11 protein-coding genes and 1 pseudogene are annotated in these 20,399 nt (G+C 72.9%); 7 read left to right on the plus strand and 5 right to left on the minus strand.

Annotation, left to right across the window (positions count from 1 at the left end; translation table 11 throughout):
- Positions 1-157 precede the first annotated feature (157 nt).
- From treS to ACIQFX_RS33375, 3 genes are all read right to left on the minus strand, one after another.
- Entirely contained in the window at positions 158-1,855 is a 1,698-nt protein-coding gene (gene treS / locus ACIQFX_RS33365; RefSeq protein ID WP_402470970.1) for a maltose alpha-D-glucosyltransferase, read from the minus strand.
- Positions 1,852-3,837, minus strand: coding sequence for an alpha-1,4-glucan--maltose-1-phosphate maltosyltransferase (locus ACIQFX_RS33370; protein WP_402470972.1), 1,986 nt, complete (start codon positions 3,835-3,837; stop codon positions 1,852-1,854). Before ACIQFX_RS33370 ends, treS begins: the two co-directional genes overlap by 4 nt.
- A gap of 487 nt (positions 3,838-4,324) precedes the next feature.
- Positions 4,325-5,266: an SDR family oxidoreductase gene (locus tag ACIQFX_RS33375; RefSeq protein ID WP_402470974.1), complete on the minus strand. Its 942-nt coding sequence runs from the start codon at positions 5,264-5,266 to the stop codon at positions 4,325-4,327.
- A gap of 118 nt (positions 5,267-5,384) precedes the next feature.
- Here ACIQFX_RS33375 and ACIQFX_RS33380 point away from each other — a divergent pair, with 118 nt between their 5' ends.
- From ACIQFX_RS33380 to glgP, 6 genes are all read left to right on the plus strand, one after another.
- The gene (locus ACIQFX_RS33380; RefSeq protein ID WP_402470977.1) at positions 5,385-6,350 is read left to right on the plus strand and encodes an AraC family transcriptional regulator; all 966 of its coding nucleotides are present in this window, start codon (positions 5,385-5,387) and stop codon (positions 6,348-6,350) included.
- A gap of 138 nt (positions 6,351-6,488) precedes the next feature.
- Positions 6,489-7,919, plus strand: a complete 1,431-nt coding sequence (locus ACIQFX_RS33385; protein WP_402470979.1) for a 4-hydroxyphenylacetate 3-hydroxylase family protein — start codon at positions 6,489-6,491, stop codon at positions 7,917-7,919.
- Entirely contained in the window at positions 7,916-8,347 is a 432-nt protein-coding gene (locus ACIQFX_RS33390; RefSeq protein WP_402470981.1) for an MFS transporter, read from the plus strand. The genes ACIQFX_RS33385 and ACIQFX_RS33390 overlap by 4 nt, the downstream gene beginning before the upstream one ends.
- A gap of 24 nt (positions 8,348-8,371) precedes the next feature.
- Positions 8,372-9,484: a monodechloroaminopyrrolnitrin synthase PrnB family protein gene (locus ACIQFX_RS33395; RefSeq protein ID WP_402470983.1), complete on the plus strand. Its 1,113-nt coding sequence runs from the start codon at positions 8,372-8,374 to the stop codon at positions 9,482-9,484.
- Positions 9,485-9,493: 9 nt separating this feature from the next.
- Positions 9,494-10,846: an FAD-dependent monooxygenase gene (locus tag ACIQFX_RS33400; protein ID WP_402470984.1), complete on the plus strand. Its 1,353-nt coding sequence runs from the start codon at positions 9,494-9,496 to the stop codon at positions 10,844-10,846.
- 113 nt (positions 10,847-10,959) lie between these two features.
- Positions 10,960-13,524: an alpha-glucan family phosphorylase gene (gene glgP / locus ACIQFX_RS33405; RefSeq protein WP_402470986.1), complete on the plus strand. Its 2,565-nt coding sequence runs from the start codon at positions 10,960-10,962 to the stop codon at positions 13,522-13,524.
- A gap of 53 nt (positions 13,525-13,577) precedes the next feature.
- Here the strand turns inward: glgP and ACIQFX_RS33410 are convergent, their stop codons facing one another.
- The gene (locus tag ACIQFX_RS33410) at positions 13,578-15,095 is read right to left on the minus strand and encodes a sensor histidine kinase (RefSeq protein WP_402470989.1); all 1,518 of its coding nucleotides are present in this window, start codon (positions 15,093-15,095) and stop codon (positions 13,578-13,580) included.
- Positions 15,088-15,753: a response regulator gene (locus tag ACIQFX_RS33415; RefSeq protein WP_402470992.1), complete on the minus strand. Its 666-nt coding sequence runs from the start codon at positions 15,751-15,753 to the stop codon at positions 15,088-15,090. The genes ACIQFX_RS33410 and ACIQFX_RS33415 overlap by 8 nt, the downstream gene beginning before the upstream one ends.
- A 569-nt stretch (positions 15,754-16,322) precedes the next feature.
- Between ACIQFX_RS33415 and ACIQFX_RS33420 the strand changes: the two are divergent.
- A pseudogene (locus ACIQFX_RS33420) lies at positions 16,323-20,399 on the plus strand (hypothetical protein); the annotation flags it as partial.

Raw genomic sequence — 20,399 nt, forward strand, 5'->3', positions numbered from 1 at the left:
TATGGCTGTCCGGATGTGCGGGACGTGTCGGAAAGGGAAGATCCGTATGGGTCCGCCAAGTGGGCCCGGATGGACCTGAATCGTGTGTGGTTTCACAGTGCCCGGAGGGGGGCGGTGGAAACCGTCCCTCTCCGGGCGAGCGGGAACTGGCTGCCGCTCAGGCCTTCTTGAGACGGAACCAGTAGAAGCCGTGTCCCGCAAGGGTCAGGAGGTAGGGCAGCTGGCCGATGGCCGGGAACTGCACCCCGCCGATCAGTTCGACGGGTCGGATCCCGTCGAAGCGCCGCAGGTCGAGCTCGGTGGGCTGGGCGTGCCGCGAGAAGTTGTTCACGCAGAGGACCAGGTCCTCGCCGTCCTCGCGCAGGAAGGCGAGCACCGCCGGGTTGGACGCCGGGAGTTCCGTGTACGTCCCCGTGCCGAAGGCACGGTTCTGCTTACGGATCTCGATCATCCGCTTCGTCCAGTGCAGCAGCGAGGACGGCGAGGCCATGCCCGCCTCGACGTTGGTCACCTGGTAGCCGTGGACGGGGTCCATGATGGCCGGCAGGTAGAGCCGTCCGGGGTCGCAGGAGGAGAAGCCCGCGTTCCGGTCGGGCGTCCACTGCATCGGGGTCCTGACCCCGTCGCGGTCGCCGAGCCAGATGTTGTCGCCCATGCCGATCTCGTCGCCGTAGTACAGCACCGGGGAGCCCGGCAGGGAGAAGAGCAGCGCGGTGAACAGCTCCATCTGCTTGCGGTCGTTGTCGAGGAGCGGGGCGAGGCGGCGCCGGATGCCGATGTTGGCCCGCATCCGCGGGTCCTTGGCGTACTCGGCGTACATGTAGTCGCGCTCTTCGTCGGTGACCATTTCGAGGGTGAGCTCGTCGTGGTTGCGCAGGAAGATGCCCCACTGGCAGCCGGAGGGGATCTCCGGGGTCTTCGCCAGGATCTCCGACACGGGGTGGCGGGACTCGCGCCGGACGGCCATGAAGATCCGCGGCATGACCGGGAAGTGGAAGGCCATGTGGCACTCGTCGCCGCCGGAGCGGAAGTCGCCGAAGTAGTCGACGACGTCCTCGGGCCACTGGTTCGCCTCGGCGAGCAGCACCGTGTCCGGGTAGTGGTCGTCGATCTCCTTGCGGACCCGCTTGAGGAAGGCGTGGGTGGCCGGGAGGTTCTCGCAGTTGGTGCCCTCCTGCTGGTACAGGTACGGCACTGCGTCGAGCCGGAACCCGTCGATGCCCAGATCGAGCCAGAACTTCAGCGAGGAGAGGATCTCCTCCTGGACGGCCGGGTTCTCGTAGTTCAGGTCCGGCTGGTGCGAGAAGAACCGGTGCCAGTAGTACTGCTTGCGGACCGGGTCGAAGGTCCAGTTGGAGGTCTCGGTGTCGACGAAGATGATCCGGGCGTCCGCGTACTGCTTGTCGTCGTCGGCCCAGACGTAGTAGTCGCCGTACGGTCCCTCCGGGTCGCGCCGGGACTCCTGGAACCACGGGTGCTGGTCGCTCGTGTGGTTCATGACGAAGTCGATGACCACGCGCATCCCGCGCTGGTGGGCCGCGTCGACGAACTCGACGAAGTCGGCCAGGTCGCCGAACTCGGGGAGCACCGAGGTGTAGTCGGCGACGTCGTAGCCGCCGTCCCGCAGCGGGGACTTGAAGAACGGCGGCAGCCAGAGGCAGTCGACGCCCAGCCACTGGAGGTAGTCCAGCTTGGACGTGATGCCCTTCAGGTCGCCGACGCCGTCGCCGTTGCTGTCCTGGAAGGAGCGGACGAGGACCTCGTAGAACACCGCCCGCTTGAACCAGTCGGGATCGCGGTCCTTGGCGGGGGTGTCCTCGAAGGTGTCGGGGACGGGCTCGTTGACAGTCGTCATGAGGTGGGTGACCCTCCGGTCTGCGGGGACGGTCGCAGGACGAGGACGTGCGCGGGTGTGACACCCGGTTCCAGACGCACGTAACTGGTCCTGCCCCAGTGATAGGTCTCGCCGGTGAGCTCGTCGCGCACCGGCACGGTCTCGTGCCAGTCGAGGCCGAGTTCCGGCATGTTCAACGAGAGTGAAGCCTCCTGGGTGTGGTGCGGATCGAGGTTGACGACCACCAGGACGATGTTCGAACCCGAGCGCTTCGAGTACGCGATCACCTGGGGGTTGTCGGTGTCGTGGAAGGTCAGGTTCCGCAGCCTGCGGAGCGCCGGGTGGCGGCGCCTGGCCCGGTTCAGGGCGGTGATCAGCGGGGTGATCGTCGCCCCGGACCGCTCCGCCGACTCCCAGTCCCTCGGCCGCAGTTCGTACTTCTCCGAGTCGAGGTACTCCTCGCTGCCGTCCCGCAGCGCGGTGTTCTCGCACAGCTCGTACCCGGCGTACATGCCCCAGGACGGCGACAGCGTCGCGGCGAGCACCGCGCGCGCCTCGAACGCGGGCCGGCCGCCCTCCTGGAGGTAGGCGTGCAGGATGTCGGGGGTGTTCACGAAGAGGTTCGGCCGCATCTGCGCGGCCGTCTCCCCGGACAGCTCGGTGAGGTACTCCGTCAGCTCCTCCTTGGTGTTCCGCCAGGTGAAGTACGTGTACGACTGCTGGAAGCCGATCGCGCCGAGCGTCCGCATCATCGCCGGCCGGGTGAACGCCTCCGCCAGGAAGATCACGTCCGGATCGGCCCGGTTCACCTCGCCGATCACCCGCTCCCAGAACACCACCGGCTTGGTGTGCGGGTTGTCGACGCGGAAGATCCGGATCCCGTGGTCCATCCAGAACCGCAGCACCCGCACGGTCTCGGCGACGATCCCGTCCATGTCCCGGTCGAACGCGATCGGGTAGATGTCCTGGTACTTCTTCGGCGGGTTCTCCGCGTACGCGATCGAGCCGTCCGGGCGGTGGTGGAACCACTCCGGGTGCTTCTCCACCCACGGGTGGTCCGGGGAGCACTGGAGCGCGAAGTCCAGCGCGATCTCCAGCCGCAGCTCCCGGGCCCGCGCCACGAACGCGTCGAAGTCCTCGAACGTGCCGAGGTCCGGGTGGAGCGCGTCGTGCCCGCCCTCCGGCGAACCGATCGCCCACGGCACGCCGACGTCGTTCGGGGACGCCGACAGGGAGTTGTTCGGGCCCTTGCGGTGGGTCTCGCCGATCGGGTGCACCGGCGGCAGGTACACCACGTCGAAGCCCATCGCCGCGACCGCCGGGAGGCGTTCGGCCGCGGTGCGGAAGTTCCCCGGGACCGTACGGCCCTTGACCTTCCGCACGCCCTCCGAGCGGGGGAAGAACTCGTACCAGGAGCCGAAGAGGGCCCGCTCGCGCTCCACCTGGAGGGGCAACGCGGGCGAGGAGGAGAGGAGTTCACGCAGCGGGTGGCGGTCGAGGGCCTCGACCACGCGGGGCGCGAGCGAGGCCGCGAGCCGGACGGCGGCCGGCCGGGACACGTCGCGCAGCGCGTCCGCGGCGGCGAGCACCGCCTCCCGGCCGCCGCCCTTCTTGGGGACGCCCTTCGCGGCGCGCTCGTGCAGCTCGGCCCCCTCGGCGAGGACCAGTTCGGAGTCGATCCCGGCCGGGATCTTGATCCTCGCCGTGTGGCGCCAGGTGGCCACCGGGTCGCTCCACGCCTCGACGGTGTACGTCCACGAGCCCTCGGCGTCCGGAGTGACCTCGGCGCCCCACCGGTCGGTACCGGGGGCCAGTTCGCGCATCGGGGTCCACGGGCCGGGACGGCCGGACGGGCCGCGCAGCACGACATTGGCGGCGACCGCGTCGTGGCCCTCGCGGAAGACGGTCGCGGTCACCTCGAAGGTCTCTCCGGCGACCGCCTTCGCGGGGCGGCGACCGCAGTCGACCAGCGGGCGTACGTCCAGAACGGGAATGCGTCCCATGAGCGGATTCACAGCATCACCTGACGGGTTACGGGGGTGCGGGTGGTGGTGCGCTCTTTCTAGCTCCGTCGACGGCCGGCGGGTTGCGGGCATGGCCGCTCCTGTCCGCGTTCACTCGAATGGCGGGTCCACAGGGAGTACGGGGGTCCACGGGAAGTACGGGGGTCACGGGGGACGGTTTCGGGGGTGTACCGGAGGAGCCTTCCACGGTCGCAGGGTGGGCAATCCGGCGCTTTGTTAACTACTCGGACGTAGCCGCGGCGGCAAGCACGCGGTCCGGACAGAAAAGAGCCCCGCCTTCTGTGGGGCGGGGCTCTGTTTCCGGCCGGTCGCGAGTGCAGTGGTGGTGCTTCCGGTCCGACCGGGCGTCAGCGCCGCGGCGGTGCAGCGGTGGTGCTTCCGGTCCGGCCGGTCGTGAGTGCAGTGGTGGTGCTTCCGGTCCGGTCGGGCGTCAGCGCAGTGGTGGTGCTTCCGGTCCGACCGGGCGTCAGTGCAGCGGCGGCGCTTCCGGTCCGACCGGGGCCGTCGACCAGACCTGCCAGGGCTGGCGGGCCACCCACTCCTCCACCGGCGGCGGGGCGAGCCCCAGCGCCTCGGCCGAGACGCCGCCGTCGCCGGCCATCAGGAGCGGGTCGGCGCCGCGCGCCATGTAGTGGTAGACCCCGGCCACTCCGGCGGCCGCGGGCCGGCCCAGGAGCTGCGCGAGGCCGTCCTCGAAAGCGACCGGATCCCGCTCCTCGTACCGCACCGGGCGGCCGAGCGCGCGGCCGAACGCGGCCGCCAGCTCGCCGCCCGTCAGGGACCGCTCGCCGCCGATGTCGAACGTCCGCCCCTCCAGGCCCTCCACGGTCAGCGCGGCGAACGCCGCCTCCGCCAGGCCCCGGTGGGAGAGCCACGCCGTCCGCACCGACTCCGGCAGCGGATAGGCGAGCACGCCCTCGTCGACGAGCGCGGGACCGTTCCACGGCGAGAACAGGTTGTCCAGGTACACCGGCGGCCGGATCACCACCAGCGGCACCCCGCTGTCCCGCAGCACCCGCTCCGCCAGGCGCCGCGTCTCGAAGGCGGCGAAGTCCGTCGGGCCCGCCGGGACGCGGGTGTTGGCGTTGAACACCAGCCGGAGCGTCCCCGCCGCGAGCGCCGCCGCCGCGACGTTCCGCGCGTACGCCTCCACCCGCTCCGCCTCGTACACCAGCGGCATCGTCACGAACGCGTGCGTCGTCCCCTCGAAGAACCGCCGCACCTCCGCCGGCCGCCCCAGATCGCCGCCGGCGAAGACGGCGCCCGGCAGCGGCGGCCGGTCCGCCTCGGGGCGCCGGGTCAGCGCCCGCACCCGGTGCGTCCGCTCGGCGAGCAGACGGGCCACCGCGGAACCCTGGAAGCCGGTCGCGCCCACCACCGCCACCCGCATCGGAATCTCACTGGACATGTGTGTCGAAGGCCCTTCGATAGGCTGTCACCGCTGTCGTGTCGGCGTCGTTCCAGGCTCGCCGCGACGGCTTCGGCCGTTCAATTAACAAACCGGGGCGGAAGTTGAAGGATCGTCCATGGCAACCGTGGGAACCGACCGTCACGAGCAGCGCGAGGACCTCCTCAGCGAACTGCTGAAACCCCTCCGGCTCACCGGGGTCTTCGACAGCCGCTGGCACGTCCGGGCCCCCTGGGCCATCGAAGGCGACGCCGAGAGCAGCTGCGCCGTCCTCCACTACGTCGTCGAGGGCGACTGCTGGATCACCACCGACGACGAACCCCCCGTCGCCCTGCACGCCGGCGACCTCGTCGTCTTCCCCACCGGCACCGCGCACCGCCTCTCCGACCGGCCCGACCGCCAGGGCCTCCCCCTCAAGGCCGTCCTGCCCGAACGGCGACCCGGCACCTCCGGAGAGATCGTCATCGACGGCACCGGACCCGAGAGCCGCCTCCTGTGCGCCGGACTCCACTACGACGCCAGCGCCGCCACCGGCCTCTACACCTCGCTGCCCTGGGCCCTCGTCCTCGACGGCGCCCAGGTCGACCGGGAACCGCTGCTCCGCGACACCCTCCGGCTGCTCGCCGCACCGGACCGGCCCGTCGGACCCGGCGACCGGCTCATCACCCTCCGCGCCTTCGAGATGGCGCTCGTCCTCGCGCTCCGCCCCCTGCTGCGCGAACTCGCCGACAGCCCCTCCTCGCTGCCGCTGCTGCGCCACCCCGGGATAAGCCGGGCCGTCGTCATCATGGCGACCCGCTTCGCCGAACCCTGGACCATCGACTCGGTGGCCCGCGAGGTCGGCATGTCCCGCTCCGCGTTCACCGCCGCCTTCCGCGACCTGGTCGGCGAGTCCCCCGCCCGCCACCTCTCCGCCCGGCGCATGCAGGAGGCGGGCCGGCTGCTCGCCGAGACCTCCCTCCCGCAGTCGGCCGTGCCCTCCCGCGTCGGCTACCAGAGCGCCGTCGGCTTCCACCTCGCCTTCCGCAAGTGGTTCGGCGTGACCCCCGGCGAGTACCGGGCGGGAGAGGCCAGCGCCGCCTGACGCCCCCGACCTGACATCTTCGGACGCCCCTGGACGGTTCTTAAGGAGCCCTGGACGGACGCTCATTGTCCGGGCCGCAGCACCGGGCCAGTCTCGGGACCGGCAGTGCCGTGACACCCGAGGAGAGGCGAGGCGCCGGTGACGAGGTCCGGGCAGGAGTATCTGGAGGGGCTGCGCGACGGGCGGGCGGTCTGGCTCGACGGGGAGCGGGTCGGGGACGTCACCGCGCACCCCGCCTTCCGGACCACCGCGGCCTCCTTCGCCGGCCTGTACGACCTCGCGGACGACCCCGTCCACCGCCCCGTCCTCGTCCAGGGCGGGACGCGCCGCGCCTGCGCCGTGCCGCGCTCCTACGAGGACCTCGTCGCCCGCCGCCGGTCCTTCCGCACGACGGCCGAGGCCAGTTACGGCTTCCTCGGCCGCACCCCGGACTACATGGCCGCGGGGGTCGCCGGGTTCGCGGCCGCGCCCGGCGTGTTCACCGGCGCCTCCTTCGACGGCGCCGAGAACGCCCTCGCGCTCCACCGGCGGCTCGCCGAGGGCGACCTGCACACCGCGTTCACCCTCACCAACCCGTCGCGGGGGCGCGGCGACGACGACCGCACCCTGCGGGTCGTCGGGGAACGCGACGGCGGGATCGTCGTCCGCGGCGCGAAGACGATCGGCACCGGGGCGGTCTTCGCCGACGAACTCCTCGTCGGCACCATCGAACCGCTCGCCGACGACGACACCGACCACGCCGTCACCTTCTCCGTGCCGCTCGACGCCCCCGGCGTCAAGCTGATCTCCCGCACCTCCTACGAGCAGCGGTCCCGGTCCGTCTTCGACCACCCGCTCTCCTCCCGGTACGACGAGAACGACGCGATGCTGGTCTGCGAGGACGTCCTCGTGCCCTGGGAACGGGTCCTCACCTACCGCGACCCGGCCACCACCGCGGCCGTCTGGTGGCGGACCCCCGCCTACCTGAACCTCGTCCACCAGTCCGCCACCCGCTTCTGGACCAAGCTCGCGTTCCTCACCGGCCTCGCGATCCTCGTCGCCCGCTCCCACGGCACCGGGGAACTGCCGCCCGTCACCCAGGCCCTCGGCCGGCTCCTCGGCATGGTCGCCCAGGCCAAGGCGTTCGTCCTCGGCGCGGAGGCCTCGTACGAGGAGGTCGACGGCGGGCGCGGCGGCGTCAGCCCCGGCCGGGAGATCTCCTTCGCGCAGCGGATCATGGCCGGCGAGCTGTACCCGCGGGCGATCCAGGACATCAAACTCCTCGCCGGCGGCGCCCTCGTACAGCTGCCCGCGAGCGGCCGCGACCTCCTCCACCCCGAACTCGGGCCGCTGGTCCGCCGCTACTTCGCCGCGCCCGGCCACCCCGCCGAGGACCGCGTGAAACTCCTCAAACTGGCCTGGGACGCGCTCGGTTCGGAGTTCGCCGGCCGCCACGAGCAGTACGAGCGCTTCTACCACGGCGCCCCCCACGTCCACCTGACCATGCAGACCTGGGCCGGGTCGGCGGGGGAGTGCGAGAGCCTCGCCCAGGCCTGCCTCGACGGCTACGGCCTGGAAACCACCCGGTGACGGCCGCACCACCGGCGCCACGGCGCGGGGCGCTCGCGCTGCTCGCCTCCACCCAGCTCCTCCTCGTCACCGACACCGCGATCGTCAACGTGGCGCTGCCCTCCGTCGGCGCGGACCTCGGAGCCGGCTCCACCGGCCTGTCCTGGGTGGCCAACGCCTACCTGATCGCCTTCGGCGGGCTGCTCCTGCTCGGCGGACGCGTCGCCGACCTCCTCGGCCACCGCCGCGTCCTCCTCGGCGGCCTCACCCTGCTCGCCGCCGCCTCCGCCCTCGGCGCCCTCGCCCCCGACGCGGGCGTCCTCGTCGCCGCCCGCGCCGTCCAGGGCGCCGGCGCCGCGTTCGCGGCCCTGGCCGCCCTGCTCTCCCTGCGGCTCCACCGGCCGGAGCGGTCCCCGAAGCCCGTCCCGTCGTCCACCACCGGCGAGTGAGCCGAAGAAGAGAGGAGCCGGGACGTGCTCGGCGATCCGCGCCACCGCACCGAGGACATACGCGCCGCCGACCCGCTGGGCGCCGACGCCCTGCTCGCCGCCGTGCCCGCCATGAACGAGCGGGCCGACACGGCCGCGCTGACCGTCGCGCTGCGCGCCCTGCTGCCGGACCCCGACCGGGCGGCCCTGTGGAGCGTCTGCGGCGCGGCGGCGGCGATGCGCGACCTCGGCATCCTCCTCGGATCGCTGAAACGGCACGGGGTGCAGCCGCTGACCGCGGTGCCCGAGGCGCTGCCCGTGCTCGAACTCCTCGGCCGCCGCACGGACATGGTCCCCCGGGACACCGTCCACCACTACACGACCTGGAACCCGGTGGGCCCGCGCCGCCGCTCGTACACCGGCCATCCGACGGAGGCCCTGCTCCAGGAGGCCGTGCGGATGGTGTTCCCCGCCCTGGCCGGCGCGCTCGACGACTGCGCCCGCCTCACCGGGCTCGAACCGTACGACCCGGGCTTCGCCGCCGTCCTCGACCGGATCGCCCGCCGGGTACGGGCCATGGTCGACTCCATCGACCTCACGGTCGCCGGGGTGTCGCCGGAGTACTTCGCGCTGACGCTGCGCCCCTACTTCGAGGAGGTCGAGGTCGGGGGCCGCGACTACCTGGGCCCGGCCGCCGCGCAGGTGCCGCTCTGGCCGATCGACCTGACGCTGTGGCAGTGCGACCGCCCGGACCCGGCGTACGACGCCTTCCTCGCCGAGTCGGTGCCGTACGCGCTGCCGGCCTGGCGCGCGTTCCACGCCCGCCACCGGGGCGGGGTCTCGGCCGTCAGCAAGCTGTCGGCGGCCGTGAGCTGGGAGGGCGCCGACCGGCTCCCGCCGCGGCTCGCCGCCTCCGCGGAGGCCCTCGGCCGAGTGCTGCGGATCCTCAAGACCTTCAGGGCCCGCCACATCGGCATCGCCCGCAAGGCGTACGACGACGACGTGCGCCTGTACGAGGAGGGCAGCGGCGGCGCCCCCGTCGCGCTGCTCCGCTCGATCCTGGACCTGACCAGGGAGAACGAGACCATGGTGCGCCGCGCGACCGTGCGACACCGCCCCACCGTCGCCCCCGCCCCCGCCGGTCCGACCGCCGCCTAGGAGCAGCCGATGCCGTCCCCCGTCCCGTCCCCCGCCGCGCACCCGTACGCGTACCCCTACGGGCAGAGCCCGCACGTCGTGATCGCCGGCGGGGGTGTCGCCGGGCTCACCGCCGCGCTCGCGCTGCACGCCGCCGGGTTCGAGCGGGTGACGGTCGTCGAGGCCGCGGTCGCGATCCGACCGCTGGGCGCCGGGCTCAACCTGATGCCGAACGCGGTCCGCGAACTGGATGCCCTCGGCCTGCTCGACGCCCTGGAGGCGGGCGCCGTGCGCACCCGCGAACTGCGCTACTACCACCGCTCCGGCGGCCTTATTTCGCGTGAGCCCCGCGGCCTCGGCGCGGGCCACCGCTGGCCGCAGCTCTCGGTGCACCGCGGCCACCTCCAGCAGGTGCTCGCCGGCGCGGTACGGGCCAGGCTCGGGCCGGGCGCGCTGGTGACCGGCGTCCGGGTGCGCGGCGTCGAGCCGCTGCCGCACGGCCGGACCCGGCTGCTCCTGGAGCACCGGGAGGGCGCCGTGCGGGGCCGGGCCTCGCTCGAACCGGACGTGCTGGTGGGCGCGGACGGCATCCGGTCGGCGGTCCGCGCCGCGCTGCACCCGGGCGAGGGCGGGCCGCCGTGGAACGGGATGCTGGTGTGGCGCGGGGTGTCCCGGATGCCGGCGCGGGCGGTGGGCGCGTTCATGCTGATCGCGGGCGACGACCGGCAGAAGGCCGTGGTCTACCCGATGGGCCGGCCGACGGGGCGACGCCGGGAGGTCCTCGTGAACTGGGCCCTGGCCCGCCCTGCGGACGCCACCTGCGCGTCCGCGGCGGAGCGGCTGCGGGGCGACTGGAACCGGACCGTGCCGGTGGACACCTTCCTCCCCTTCTACGAGGGCTGGGAGTTCGACGGCGTCAGCGTCCCCGACGTCCTGCGGGCCGCCGAATCCGCGCACGAGTACCCGATGGTCGACCGCGCCCCCCTCGACCGCTGGACCCGCGGCCGGACCACCCTCATCGGCGACGCCGCCCACGCCATGTACCCGATCGGGTCCAACGGGGCGACCCAGTCGATCGTCGACGCCCGGGCCCTCGCCCACGCCCTGGCCCACCACGCCGACCCGGCCGAGGGCCTCGCCGCCTACGAGCGCGAACGCCGGCCCGTCACCACCGCGCTCCAGCGGGCCAACCGCGAGCGCGGCCCCGAGGTCGTCATCGACCTCGCCCACGCGCGCGCCCCGCACGGCTTCACCGACATCCGCGACGTCATCTCCGCCGAGGAACTCGCCGCCGTCGCCGGCCGGTACGCCGCCACCGGCGGCTTCGACCCGGCGACCGTCAACCAGGGCTCCCCGTACGAGGTGGCCGTGCCCGCCGTGTGACCCCGTGCGCCGTGGCGCCGCCGGTCGCGGTGCGCCTAACGTCGGGGCGGCACGCCGGTCGCACAGCGTGGTGCGACCGCTCCGCTCCGCACTCGCCTGCGAAGGTGGACAACGTGAAGGCAATCCGTCGATTCACCGTGCGTCCCGTCCTCCCCGACACCCTTCGACCCCTCGCCGACCTCGCGCACAACCTGCGCTGGTCCTGGCACGAGCCCACCCGGGCGCTCTTCGCGTCCCTCGACCCCCGCGCCGCGGCGACGCGGACCGGCATCGACCCCGTCCGGATCCTCGGCGCCCTCGAAACCCCCCGGCTCGCCGCACTCGCCGCCGACCGGGAGTTCCTGGACCGGCTGCGCGCCGCGGCCGAGGACCTCGACAGCTATCTGCACGCACCCCGCTGGTACCAGGGCCGGTCCGGTCACGCGCCGGCCGCCGTCGCCTACTTCTCGCCCGAGTTCGGCGTCGCCGCCGCCCTGCCCCAGTATTCCGGCGGCCTCGGCATCCTCGCCGGCGACCACCTCAAGGCGGCCAGCGACCTCGGCGTCCCGCTGATCGGCGTCGGCCTGCTCTACCGGCACGGCTACTTCCGCCAGTCCCTCGACCGCGACGGCTGGCAGCAGGAGCAGTACCCGGTCCTCGACCCCGGCGAGCTGCCGGTGCAGCTGCTGAGGGAGGCCGACGGCGAACCCGCCCGGATCACCCTGGCGCTGCCCGGCGGCCGCAACCTGCACGCCCACCTGTGGATCGCGCGGGTCGGCCGCGTCCCGCTGCTGATGCTCGACTCCGACGTCGAGGAGAACGCCCCCGGCGAACGGAGCGTCACCGACCGGCTGTACGGCGGCGGCAGCGAGCACCGGCTCCTCCAGGAGATGCTGCTCGGCATCGGCGGCGTCCGCGCCGTCCGCACGTACACCCGGCTCACCGGCACCCCCGACCCCGAGGTCTTCCACACCAACGAGGGCCACGCCGGCTTCCTCGGCCTCGAACGCATCCGCGAACTCCAGGGCGAGGGGCTGGACTTCGACAGCGCCCTGGAGACGGTCAGGGCCGGGACCGTCTTCACCACCCACACGCCCGTCCCGGCCGGAATCGACCGGTTCGACCGCAGCCTGATCGCCCGCCACCTCGGCGAGGACGGCGCGCTCCCCGGCGTCGACACCGGACGCGTCCTCGCCCTCGGCGACGAGACGCCGCTCGGCGGCGAGCCCGGCGTCTTCAACATGGCCGCGATGGGCCTGCGGCTCGCCCAGCGCGCCAACGGCGTCTCCACTCTCCACGGGGCCGTCAGCCGGGACATGTTCGCCGGGCTCTGGCCGGGCTTCGACGCCGACGAGGTGCCGATCGGCTCGATCACCAACGGCGTCCACGCCCCCACCTGGGTCGCCCCCGAGGTCGGCGAACTCGGCCCCGACCCCGCCGACCGGGACCTCTGGGAGCTGCGCCGCACCCTGCGCGAACGGCTCGTGACCGACGTGCGGGAGCGGCTGCGGGCCTCCTGGCGGCAGCGCGGCGCGGCCGCCGCCGAACTCGGCTGGACCGACTCCGTCCTCGACCCCGACGTCCTCACCATCGGCTTCGCCCGCCGGGTCCCCTCGTACAAGCGGCTCACCCTCATGCTGCGGGACAAGGACCGGCTCCGGGCGCTCCTCCTGCACCCCGAGCGGCCCGTGCAGCTCGTCGTCGCCGGCAAGGCGCACCCCGCCGACGACGGCGGGAAGCGGCTCGTCCAGGAACTCGTCCGGTTCGCCGACGATCCCCGGGTCCGGCACCGGATCGTCTTCCTGCCCGACTACGGCATGGAGATGGCCCGCGGCCTCTACCCGGGCTGCGACGTCTGGCTCAACAACCCCCTCCGCCCCCTGGAGGCCTGCGGCACCAGCGGCATGAAGGCCGCCCTGAACGGCTGCCTCAACCTGTCCGTCCTCGACGGCTGGTGGGACGAGTGGTTCGAGCCCGACTTCGGCTGGGCGATCCCCACCGCGGACGGCGCGGCCGCCGCCGACGAGGACCGCCGCGACGACCTGGAGGCCGCCGCGCTCTACGAGCTGATCGAGCGCCGGGTCGCGCCCCGCTTCTACGACCGGGGCGCCGACGGCGTACCGGCCGGCTGGACGGCCATGGTCCGGCGCACCCTCGCCGACCTCGGCCCGAAGGTCCTCGCCGACCGCATGGTCCGCGAGTACGTCGAGCGGCTCTACGTCCCCGCCGCCGATGCCCGCCGGGCCCTCACCCCGGACCGGGCACGGGACCTCGCCGCCTGGAAGGCCCGGGTCCGGGAGGCCTGGCCGCGGGTGACCGTGGACCACGTCGAGGTCGGCGACGGCCTCGCCGACGACCTCGCGGACGCGGAGCTCGGCGCCACCCCCGTCGTCCGGGTCCGGGTGGCCCTCGGCGCGCTCGGCCCCGACGACGTCGAGGTGCAGGCCGTCACCGGCCGGGTCGACGCCGACGACACCCTCGCCGCCACCCGCACCGTCACCCTCAAGCCCGCGGGCGGCCCCGACCTGGAGGGCCGACTGCCCTACGCGGGCACCCTGGAGCTCGACCGCACCGGCTCCTTCGGCTGCACGGTCCGCGTCCTGCCCGCCCACCCCCTCCTCGCCCACCCCGCCGAACCGGGCCTCGTCGCCCTCCCGGAGGAGTCGAAGGGCGAGGGCGCGGGCGTGCTCCTGAGGTAGCGCGAGCCGGGGGCGTTCGGGGGCGGCCGGCGGCCCGACCGTTTCGGCCGCCCCTACGGCACCTCGGCCTTGCCGGCGAGGTGCCCGTCGACGAAGCACAGCCGGTACACCGGGATCGCCGCGAGCATCGTGGACCGGTAGTACCGGCATTCGTCCATGCCCGGCGGCTCGTCCGGCGCCCGCTCCGGAGGGCCGTCGAGCGGCCGGTCGGGCAGGTCGTCCGCGAACTCCCCGAGCGACTGCCCCACCCGCATCCCCGCGTAGTCCTCCGGCTCCAGGTACGACTGGTGCTGGGTCCACAGCGCGACTCCCGCCATCAGCGCCCCCAGCGCCACGAGCAGCGCGAGCGGGATCCAGATCGCCTGTGCCAGGCCCTTGCGCACCTGTCGTCGGGCCCGGTCGAGCTCCCGCGCCGAGGTGGGCGCGGCGGGCGCCGCCGTCGGCGGGTTCCGCGGCAGTACGGCCTCCAGGGTGAACCCGCCGTCCCCGCCCACCCGGTGCGCCAGCGTCCCGCCGGCGAGCCGCACCCGCTCGTCGAGCCCGACGAGCCCGGTCCCGCCGGAGGCGGAGCCCGCGGGGCCCGCCGGACCGGTCGCGCCGGGCGGCCCGCTGGCCACCCGGACCCGGACGGTCCCGGTGTCCTCGGCGACCGCGACGGCGACCGTGACGGCGGCGCCGGGCGCGTGCTTGGCCGCGTTGGTGAGGCCCTCCTGGACGACGCGGTGGAGCGCGAGGCCGGGCATGCCCGGGAGGGCGGGGACCGGTGCCGTCGTGAGGGCGACCGCGAGGCCGGAGGAGCGGGCGCGGGCGACGAGGTCCTCGACCGACTCGCCCGCCGGGACGGTCGGGGCGGCGGCGCCGTCCTCGCGGAGGACTCCGATGATGTCCCGCAGCCGGGCGGTCGCGTCCGCGGCCGCGCGGCGCAGCTCGCCGGCGGCCCGCTGCTGGGCGGGGCCGAGCTCCGGGTCGACCTCCAGTGCGCCGGCGCGGATCGCGATCAGCGCGAGGTCGTGGCCGAGGGAGTCGTGCATGTCGCCCGCGATCCGGGAGCGTTCCCGCAGCCGCTCCCGGTCGGCGACGGCGGCCTGTTCGCGTTCCATCCGGTCGGCCAGCTCCCAGCCGCTGCGCACCAGCCGGTCGTACTGGCGTACGTAACGGCCGATCAGCCAGGGCGCGACCACGGCGAGCGCCAGCGCGAGCAGCAGCGTGAACCACTGGCCCAGCGACGTGTGGGTGACCAGCGTCAGGAGCAGTCCCACCGCCGCCACCGCCCCGAACAGCCACAGCGCCGGCGCGGTGCGCTCCTGCCGCCGTCCGGCGAGGAAGCCGAAGGCGATCAGGGCCAGGCTGTACGAGGGGGTGAACAGTTCGAGGGAGGCGGGCAGGCTCGCCGCGACCGTGACCGCCAGCGGCACCAGCGGCCACCTGCGGCCGACCGCGACGCAGCCGGCCAGGACGGTCACGCCGACGGCGACCAGGCCCCAGCTCCCGCCGTCGTTCGGGTCGGACTTCAGCAGGACGGGGACGCAGAGCAGCAGCCAGAGCCCCAGGTCGAGCAGACGCTCACGCACCGGCGTCCCCCGCGACCACCCCCGCCTCGTGGGCGAGGACCGCGAGCTGGACGCGGTTGCGCAGCCCGAGCCTGCCCAGGACGGCGCTCACGTGCGCCTTGACCGTGCCCTCGACGACGTACATCCGGTCGGCGATCTCCTGGTTGGAGAGCCCCGCGCCGAGGAGGGCGACGACCTCCCGCTCCCGGCCGGTCAGCGGTTCGAGGCGCGCCCGCGCCTCGGCGGCCCGGGTGAACCGCTCGCCGCCGAGGGTGTCGATGACCCGCCGGGCGACCCCGGGGGAGAGCGCGGCACCGCCCCCGGCCACCGCCCGCACCCCGGCGATGAGTTCGCGCGGATCCCCGGACTTCAGCAGGAACCCGCTCACCCCGCTCCCCAGCGCCCGCGCGATGTACGCGTCCTCCGAGAACGTCGTCAGCATCACCACCGCCGCCCCGGGCAGCACCGCGCGCAGCTCCTCCGCCGCCCCCAGCCCGTCGAGCCGCGGCATCCGGATGTCGAGCAGCACCACGTCCGGCCGGTGCTCCCGCGCGAGTTCGACCGCCTCCCGGCCGTCCCCCGCCTCCGCGACCACCTCGATCCCGGGATCGGCCGCCAGGATCGCCCGCACCCCGGCCCTGATCATCGTCTCGTCGTCGGCCAGCACCACCCTGATCATGCCGCCAGCCTATGCGCACGCCCCACCTCGAGGAGGAAGCCTCGTGACGTCGTCGTGAATGGGCGACCTGACAGAGTTATTCGCGTTTCCCGGGAAATTTTTCCCCGGGCTCCCGCTTTCTCGCGATCGATAATTCAGGCCTGCTGTGGCTTCCTGTGGCGAATCCATTTCGATGGCCCTGTCCGTTGTGTGGGTCCATCGGGCGTGATCTGGTTCGCGGCCGGGCGGTGAGGTGCTATGGGCCTGCTGAGCAGCAAGTTTTGTACCTGCTGGGAGGTTCGCCCTGTTCTGGCCGCGAAGATCGACTTTGCCTGGATTTTACGCACTGGGTGGCTTTTTCAGGGGTGTCGAATGAAATAAGAATGAGCCATTTCTGCTGCTAGCCTGGCCCGAAAAATGCCAATGGAATATCCAAGGGGTGGGTGTTGAAGCGCAGGAGTTGGAGAGGGCTTTCGGTCGCACTGGCCGCAGCGGTCCTCGGCGGCGTACTGCCGACGGCGGCCGTTGCGGCGGAGGGGGGACCGGCGCTGCCGGAGGTGCGGCAGCCGAAGGCCGTTCCCGTGACGCCGATGCGCGCGGGGGGAGAGAAGCGGCCCGACGCGGCCGCCAAGCGGCTCACGCCGAAGGCCGACTGGCCCGAAGCGGGGACCGGCTCGGTCTCACCGGCGCGCGGAGGCCGGGCAGGGAGCCTGCCCGTCAGCGTCGAATCCGTCGCCTCCCGGGCGACGGCCAAGGCCCCGGGCGCCGCCCCGGCGACCGGGCGTGCCGCGACCGGAGACGTCCGGGTGAACCTCGGCAGCCGTCAGGCCGCCCGCGAGGCGGGCGTCGACGGAATCGTCCTGTCCCTCGCCCGGACCGGTGACGCCCGGACGGCGGCCGACCCGACACGGGTCGAGGTCGACTACAACGCCTTCCGCGGCGCCTACGGCGGCGACTGGGCCGGGCGACTCCGTCTGGTGGAGCTGCCGGCCTGTGCCCTGACCACGCCCGAGAAGCCGGCGTGCGGAACGCGGAAGCCGCTGGACACGGAGAACGACCCGAAGACGGGCAAGCTGTCCGCCGTCGTCTCCCTCGGCGCGGCCCCCATGGTCCTGGCCGCGACGGCCGGCGACGAGGGTTCGACGGGCACCTTCAAGGCGACGTCCCTCCAGCCTTCCGGCTCCTGGAGCGCGGGGGGATCCACCGGCGCCTTCACGTGGACCTACCCGATCGAGGTCCCCGGCGTCCCGGGCGGTGCCGCTCCGGAGATCAGCCTGGGCTACAACTCCCAGGCCGTCGACGGTCGAACGGGAGCCACCAACTCCCAGGCGTCCTGGATCGGTGACGGCTGGGACTGGGAGCCCGGCTTCATCGAGCGCAAGTACAAGTCGTGCGAGGACGACAAGACCGGCGGGACGAACACCACCAAGGTGGGCGACCTGTGCTGGTTCAACGACAACGCGACGCTCTCGCTGAACGGCCGCACCACCGAGCTCGTCTTCGAGGCGGGCAAGGGCTGGCACCCGCAGGGCGACTCCGGTGAGGACGTCGAGAAGCTGACCGGCGCCGAGAACGGCGACGCCGGCACCGACGGCGTCGACGGCAAGGGCGAGCACTGGAAGGTCACCGGCACCGACGGGACCCAGTACTTCTTCGGCCTGAACCGGCTGCCCGGCTGGACCGACGGCGGCACCATCACGCCCGACGACGACAGCCCGGTGACCAACTCCACCTGGACGGTCCCGGTCTTCGGCAACCACTCGGGCGAGCCCTGCTACAACGCCACCTTCGCCGACGCCTGGTGCAAGCAGGCCTGGCGCTGGCAGCTCGACTACGTCGTCGACCCGCGCGGCAACGCGATGGCGTACTACTGGAACACCGAGAAGAACAACTACGGCCTCAACGTCTCCGAGACCACGGGCAAGGGGACCGTCACCCCCTACATCCGGGGCGGCTGGCTCGACCACATCGACTACGGTCTGCGCGACGACGCCGTCTACGCCGGCAAGCCCATGGGGCAGGTGCAGTTCAGCGTCGACGAGCGCTGCCTGACCGGCTGCGGCACCTTCGACGAGACGAACGCCAAGAACTGGCCGGACGTTCCCTTCGACCTGTACTGCAAGGACGGCGCGACCGAGTGCAAGGACCAGTACTCGCCGAGCTTCTGGTCCCGCAAGCGCCTGACCGGCATCACCACCAAGCTGCGCACCGGCGGCGCGCTCAAGGAGGTCGACACCTGGACGCTCGACCAGAACTTCCCGCCTTCCGGCGACGGCATCTCCACGCCGATGTGGCTGAAGTCCGTCCAGCGCACCGGCAAGGCGGGCGGCACCCTCGGGCTGCCGGCCGTCACCTTCACCGGCGAGCAGCTGGCCAACCGCGTCGACAGGACGGGTGACGGCCTCGCGCCCTACGTCCGGCTGCGCATGTCGCAGATCAACACCGAGACCGGCGGCACCATCGGGGTCTACTACTCCCCGCAGGACTGCACCCCGGCGAACCTTCCGCAGCCGGACGCGACCAACACCACCCGCTGCTACCCCGTCAAGTGGGCCTGGGAAGGCGACACCGCCCAGCTCGACTGGTTCAACTCGTACGTCGTCACCCAGGTCGTCGAGGGCGACAACCTGGTCGAGTCCCCGGACACGGTGACCTCGTACGGCTACCTCGGCGGGGCCGCCTACGCCAAGAGCGAGGACGAGTTCACCAAGGCCGAGGACCGGGTGCACTCCGTCGCGCGCGGCTACGAGCGGGTCCAGACCCGCAAGGGAGCCGCCGACGACCCCCGCACCCTGACCGAGACCCGCTACTTCCGCGGCATCGACGGCGCGGCGGTCAAGGACTCCTTCAACGACTCCGTCACCGACCGTCCCGAGTTCGCGGGCATGGTCCGGCAGAGCCTGACGTACAACGGCGACGACACGACGAAGCTCGTCTCCTCGACCTCGTACACCCCGTGGCGCTCCGCCGCGGTCGCCACCCGTGCCCGGCCCGGTCTGCCGGCGCTGGTGTCGTACAGGACGAACGTCGAGAAGGACGTCACCCGCACCACGGTGACGGGCGGAACCCGCAAGACCGAGCGGACCCGCGACTTCGACGCGTACGGCATGCTCTCCACCGAGTCGTACACCGGCGACGTCGACGTGCCCGGCGACGAGCAGTGCACGACGACCAGCTACGCCCGCAACACCACCAAGCACGTTCTCGACGCCGTCAGCCGCGTCGAGAGCGTCTCCGTCCTCTGCGGCAGCACCGTCAGCCGTCCGGGCGACGTCATCGACGACGTCCGCAACTACTACGACCACGGCGCCCTCGGCACCGTCCCGGGCTCCGGCTTCCTCACCCGCACCGAGAAGATCAACGGCAAGGGCGACGGCTACGACGTCCAGTCCTCGATCCCGAAGGACTGCGGGGCGGCCAAGGACCAGTCCTGCGTCGACGTCTACGGCCGGTCCCTGTCCACCGCCGACCCGTTCGGCAAGGTGACCACCACGGCGTTCACACCGGCCACCGGCGAGGCGCCCACCGGCATGGTGGCGACGAACCCGCTCGGCCACGTGACGACCACCGTCTACGACCCGCTGCGCAGCCAGCCGACCCAGGTCACCGACCCCAACAACAGGGTGACGACCACCGCGTACGACCCGCTGGGCCGCGTCACCAAGGTGTGGCAGCCGACCCGCTCGGCGGTCACGTACCCCGACTCGCCGAACTACGCCTTCGACTACCTGGTCCGCAAGGACGGGCCGATCGTCACCACGACGAAGGTCCTCGCCCACGACTCGACCTACCGCAGCGCGTACGGCTTCCAGGACGGCCTGCTGCGCGAGCGGCAGACGCAGGAGCCGTCACCGGACGGCGCCGGCCGTCTCGTGACCGAGAAGTTCTACGACACCCGCGGCCAGGTCTGGCGCGACTCCGGCCGCTTCTTCGCGACCGGCGCGGCCGAGCCCGCCCTCGTCACCGGCCAGGACCTGAACTACCCGGCGTCCACGGACACCGAGTACGACGGCGCGGGCCGGGTCACCGCCGTGATCTCGAAGCGGTTCGGCGACGAGACGAAGCGCACGACCACGCTCCACAGCGGTGACAGCACCACGGTGATCCCCCCGCAGGGCGGCATCGCCACCACCAAGGTCGTCGACGGCATCGGACGTCCCACCGCCCTCGTCTCGTACACCGCGGCGGACCGCAGCACGTCGGAGACCACCCGGTACACCTACGACAAGCAGGGCCGGCTGAGCGGGGTCACCGACGCCGCCGGCGCCGCGTGGACGTACAAGTACGACGTCCGCGGCCGTGAGACCGAGATCAACGACCCCGACAAGGGCACCTCCAAGCTCACCTACGACGCCGCGAACCGGGTCACCGACGTGACCGAGGTCGGCCGCGGGATCACCCTGCACACCGACTTCGACGCCCTGGGCCGCAAGACCGCCCTCAAGAAGGGCACGACCCTCCTCGCGGAGTGGACCTACGACACGGCCACCAGCGGCAAGGGTCAGCCCGCCAAGTCGATCCGCTGGGTGAACGGCCAGGCGTACGAGTCCGCCACCACGTCGTACAACGGCTTCTACCAGCCGGTCCTCCAGCAGGTGACCGTCCCGTCCGTCACGGGCCGGACGGCGCTGGCGGGCACGTACAAGTGGACCAACTCCTACAACGCC

The sequence above is a fragment of the Streptomyces sp. NPDC093089 genome, assembly GCF_044754405.1.
In the GTDB taxonomy this organism is placed as follows: domain Bacteria; phylum Actinomycetota; class Actinomycetes; order Streptomycetales; family Streptomycetaceae; genus Streptomyces.

Bases quoted from the DNA above. Each gene is read 5' to 3' on its own strand.
- treS (WP_402470970.1), bottom strand. From the start codon at position 1,855: ATGACGACTGTCAACGAGCCCGTCCCCGACACCTTCGAGGACACCCCC.
- ACIQFX_RS33370 (WP_402470972.1), bottom strand. From the start codon at position 3,837: ATGGGACGCATTCCCGTTCTGGACGTACGCCCGCTGGTCGACTGCGGT.
- ACIQFX_RS33375 (WP_402470974.1), bottom strand. From the start codon at position 5,266: ATGTCCAGTGAGATTCCGATGCGGGTGGCGGTGGTGGGCGCGACCGGC.
- ACIQFX_RS33380 (WP_402470977.1), top strand. From the start codon at position 5,385: ATGGCAACCGTGGGAACCGACCGTCACGAGCAGCGCGAGGACCTCCTC.
- ACIQFX_RS33400 (WP_402470984.1), top strand. From the start codon at position 9,494: ATGCCGTCCCCCGTCCCGTCCCCCGCCGCGCACCCGTACGCGTACCCC.
- ACIQFX_RS33415 (WP_402470992.1), bottom strand. From the start codon at position 15,753: ATGATCAGGGTGGTGCTGGCCGACGACGAGACGATGATCAGGGCCGGG.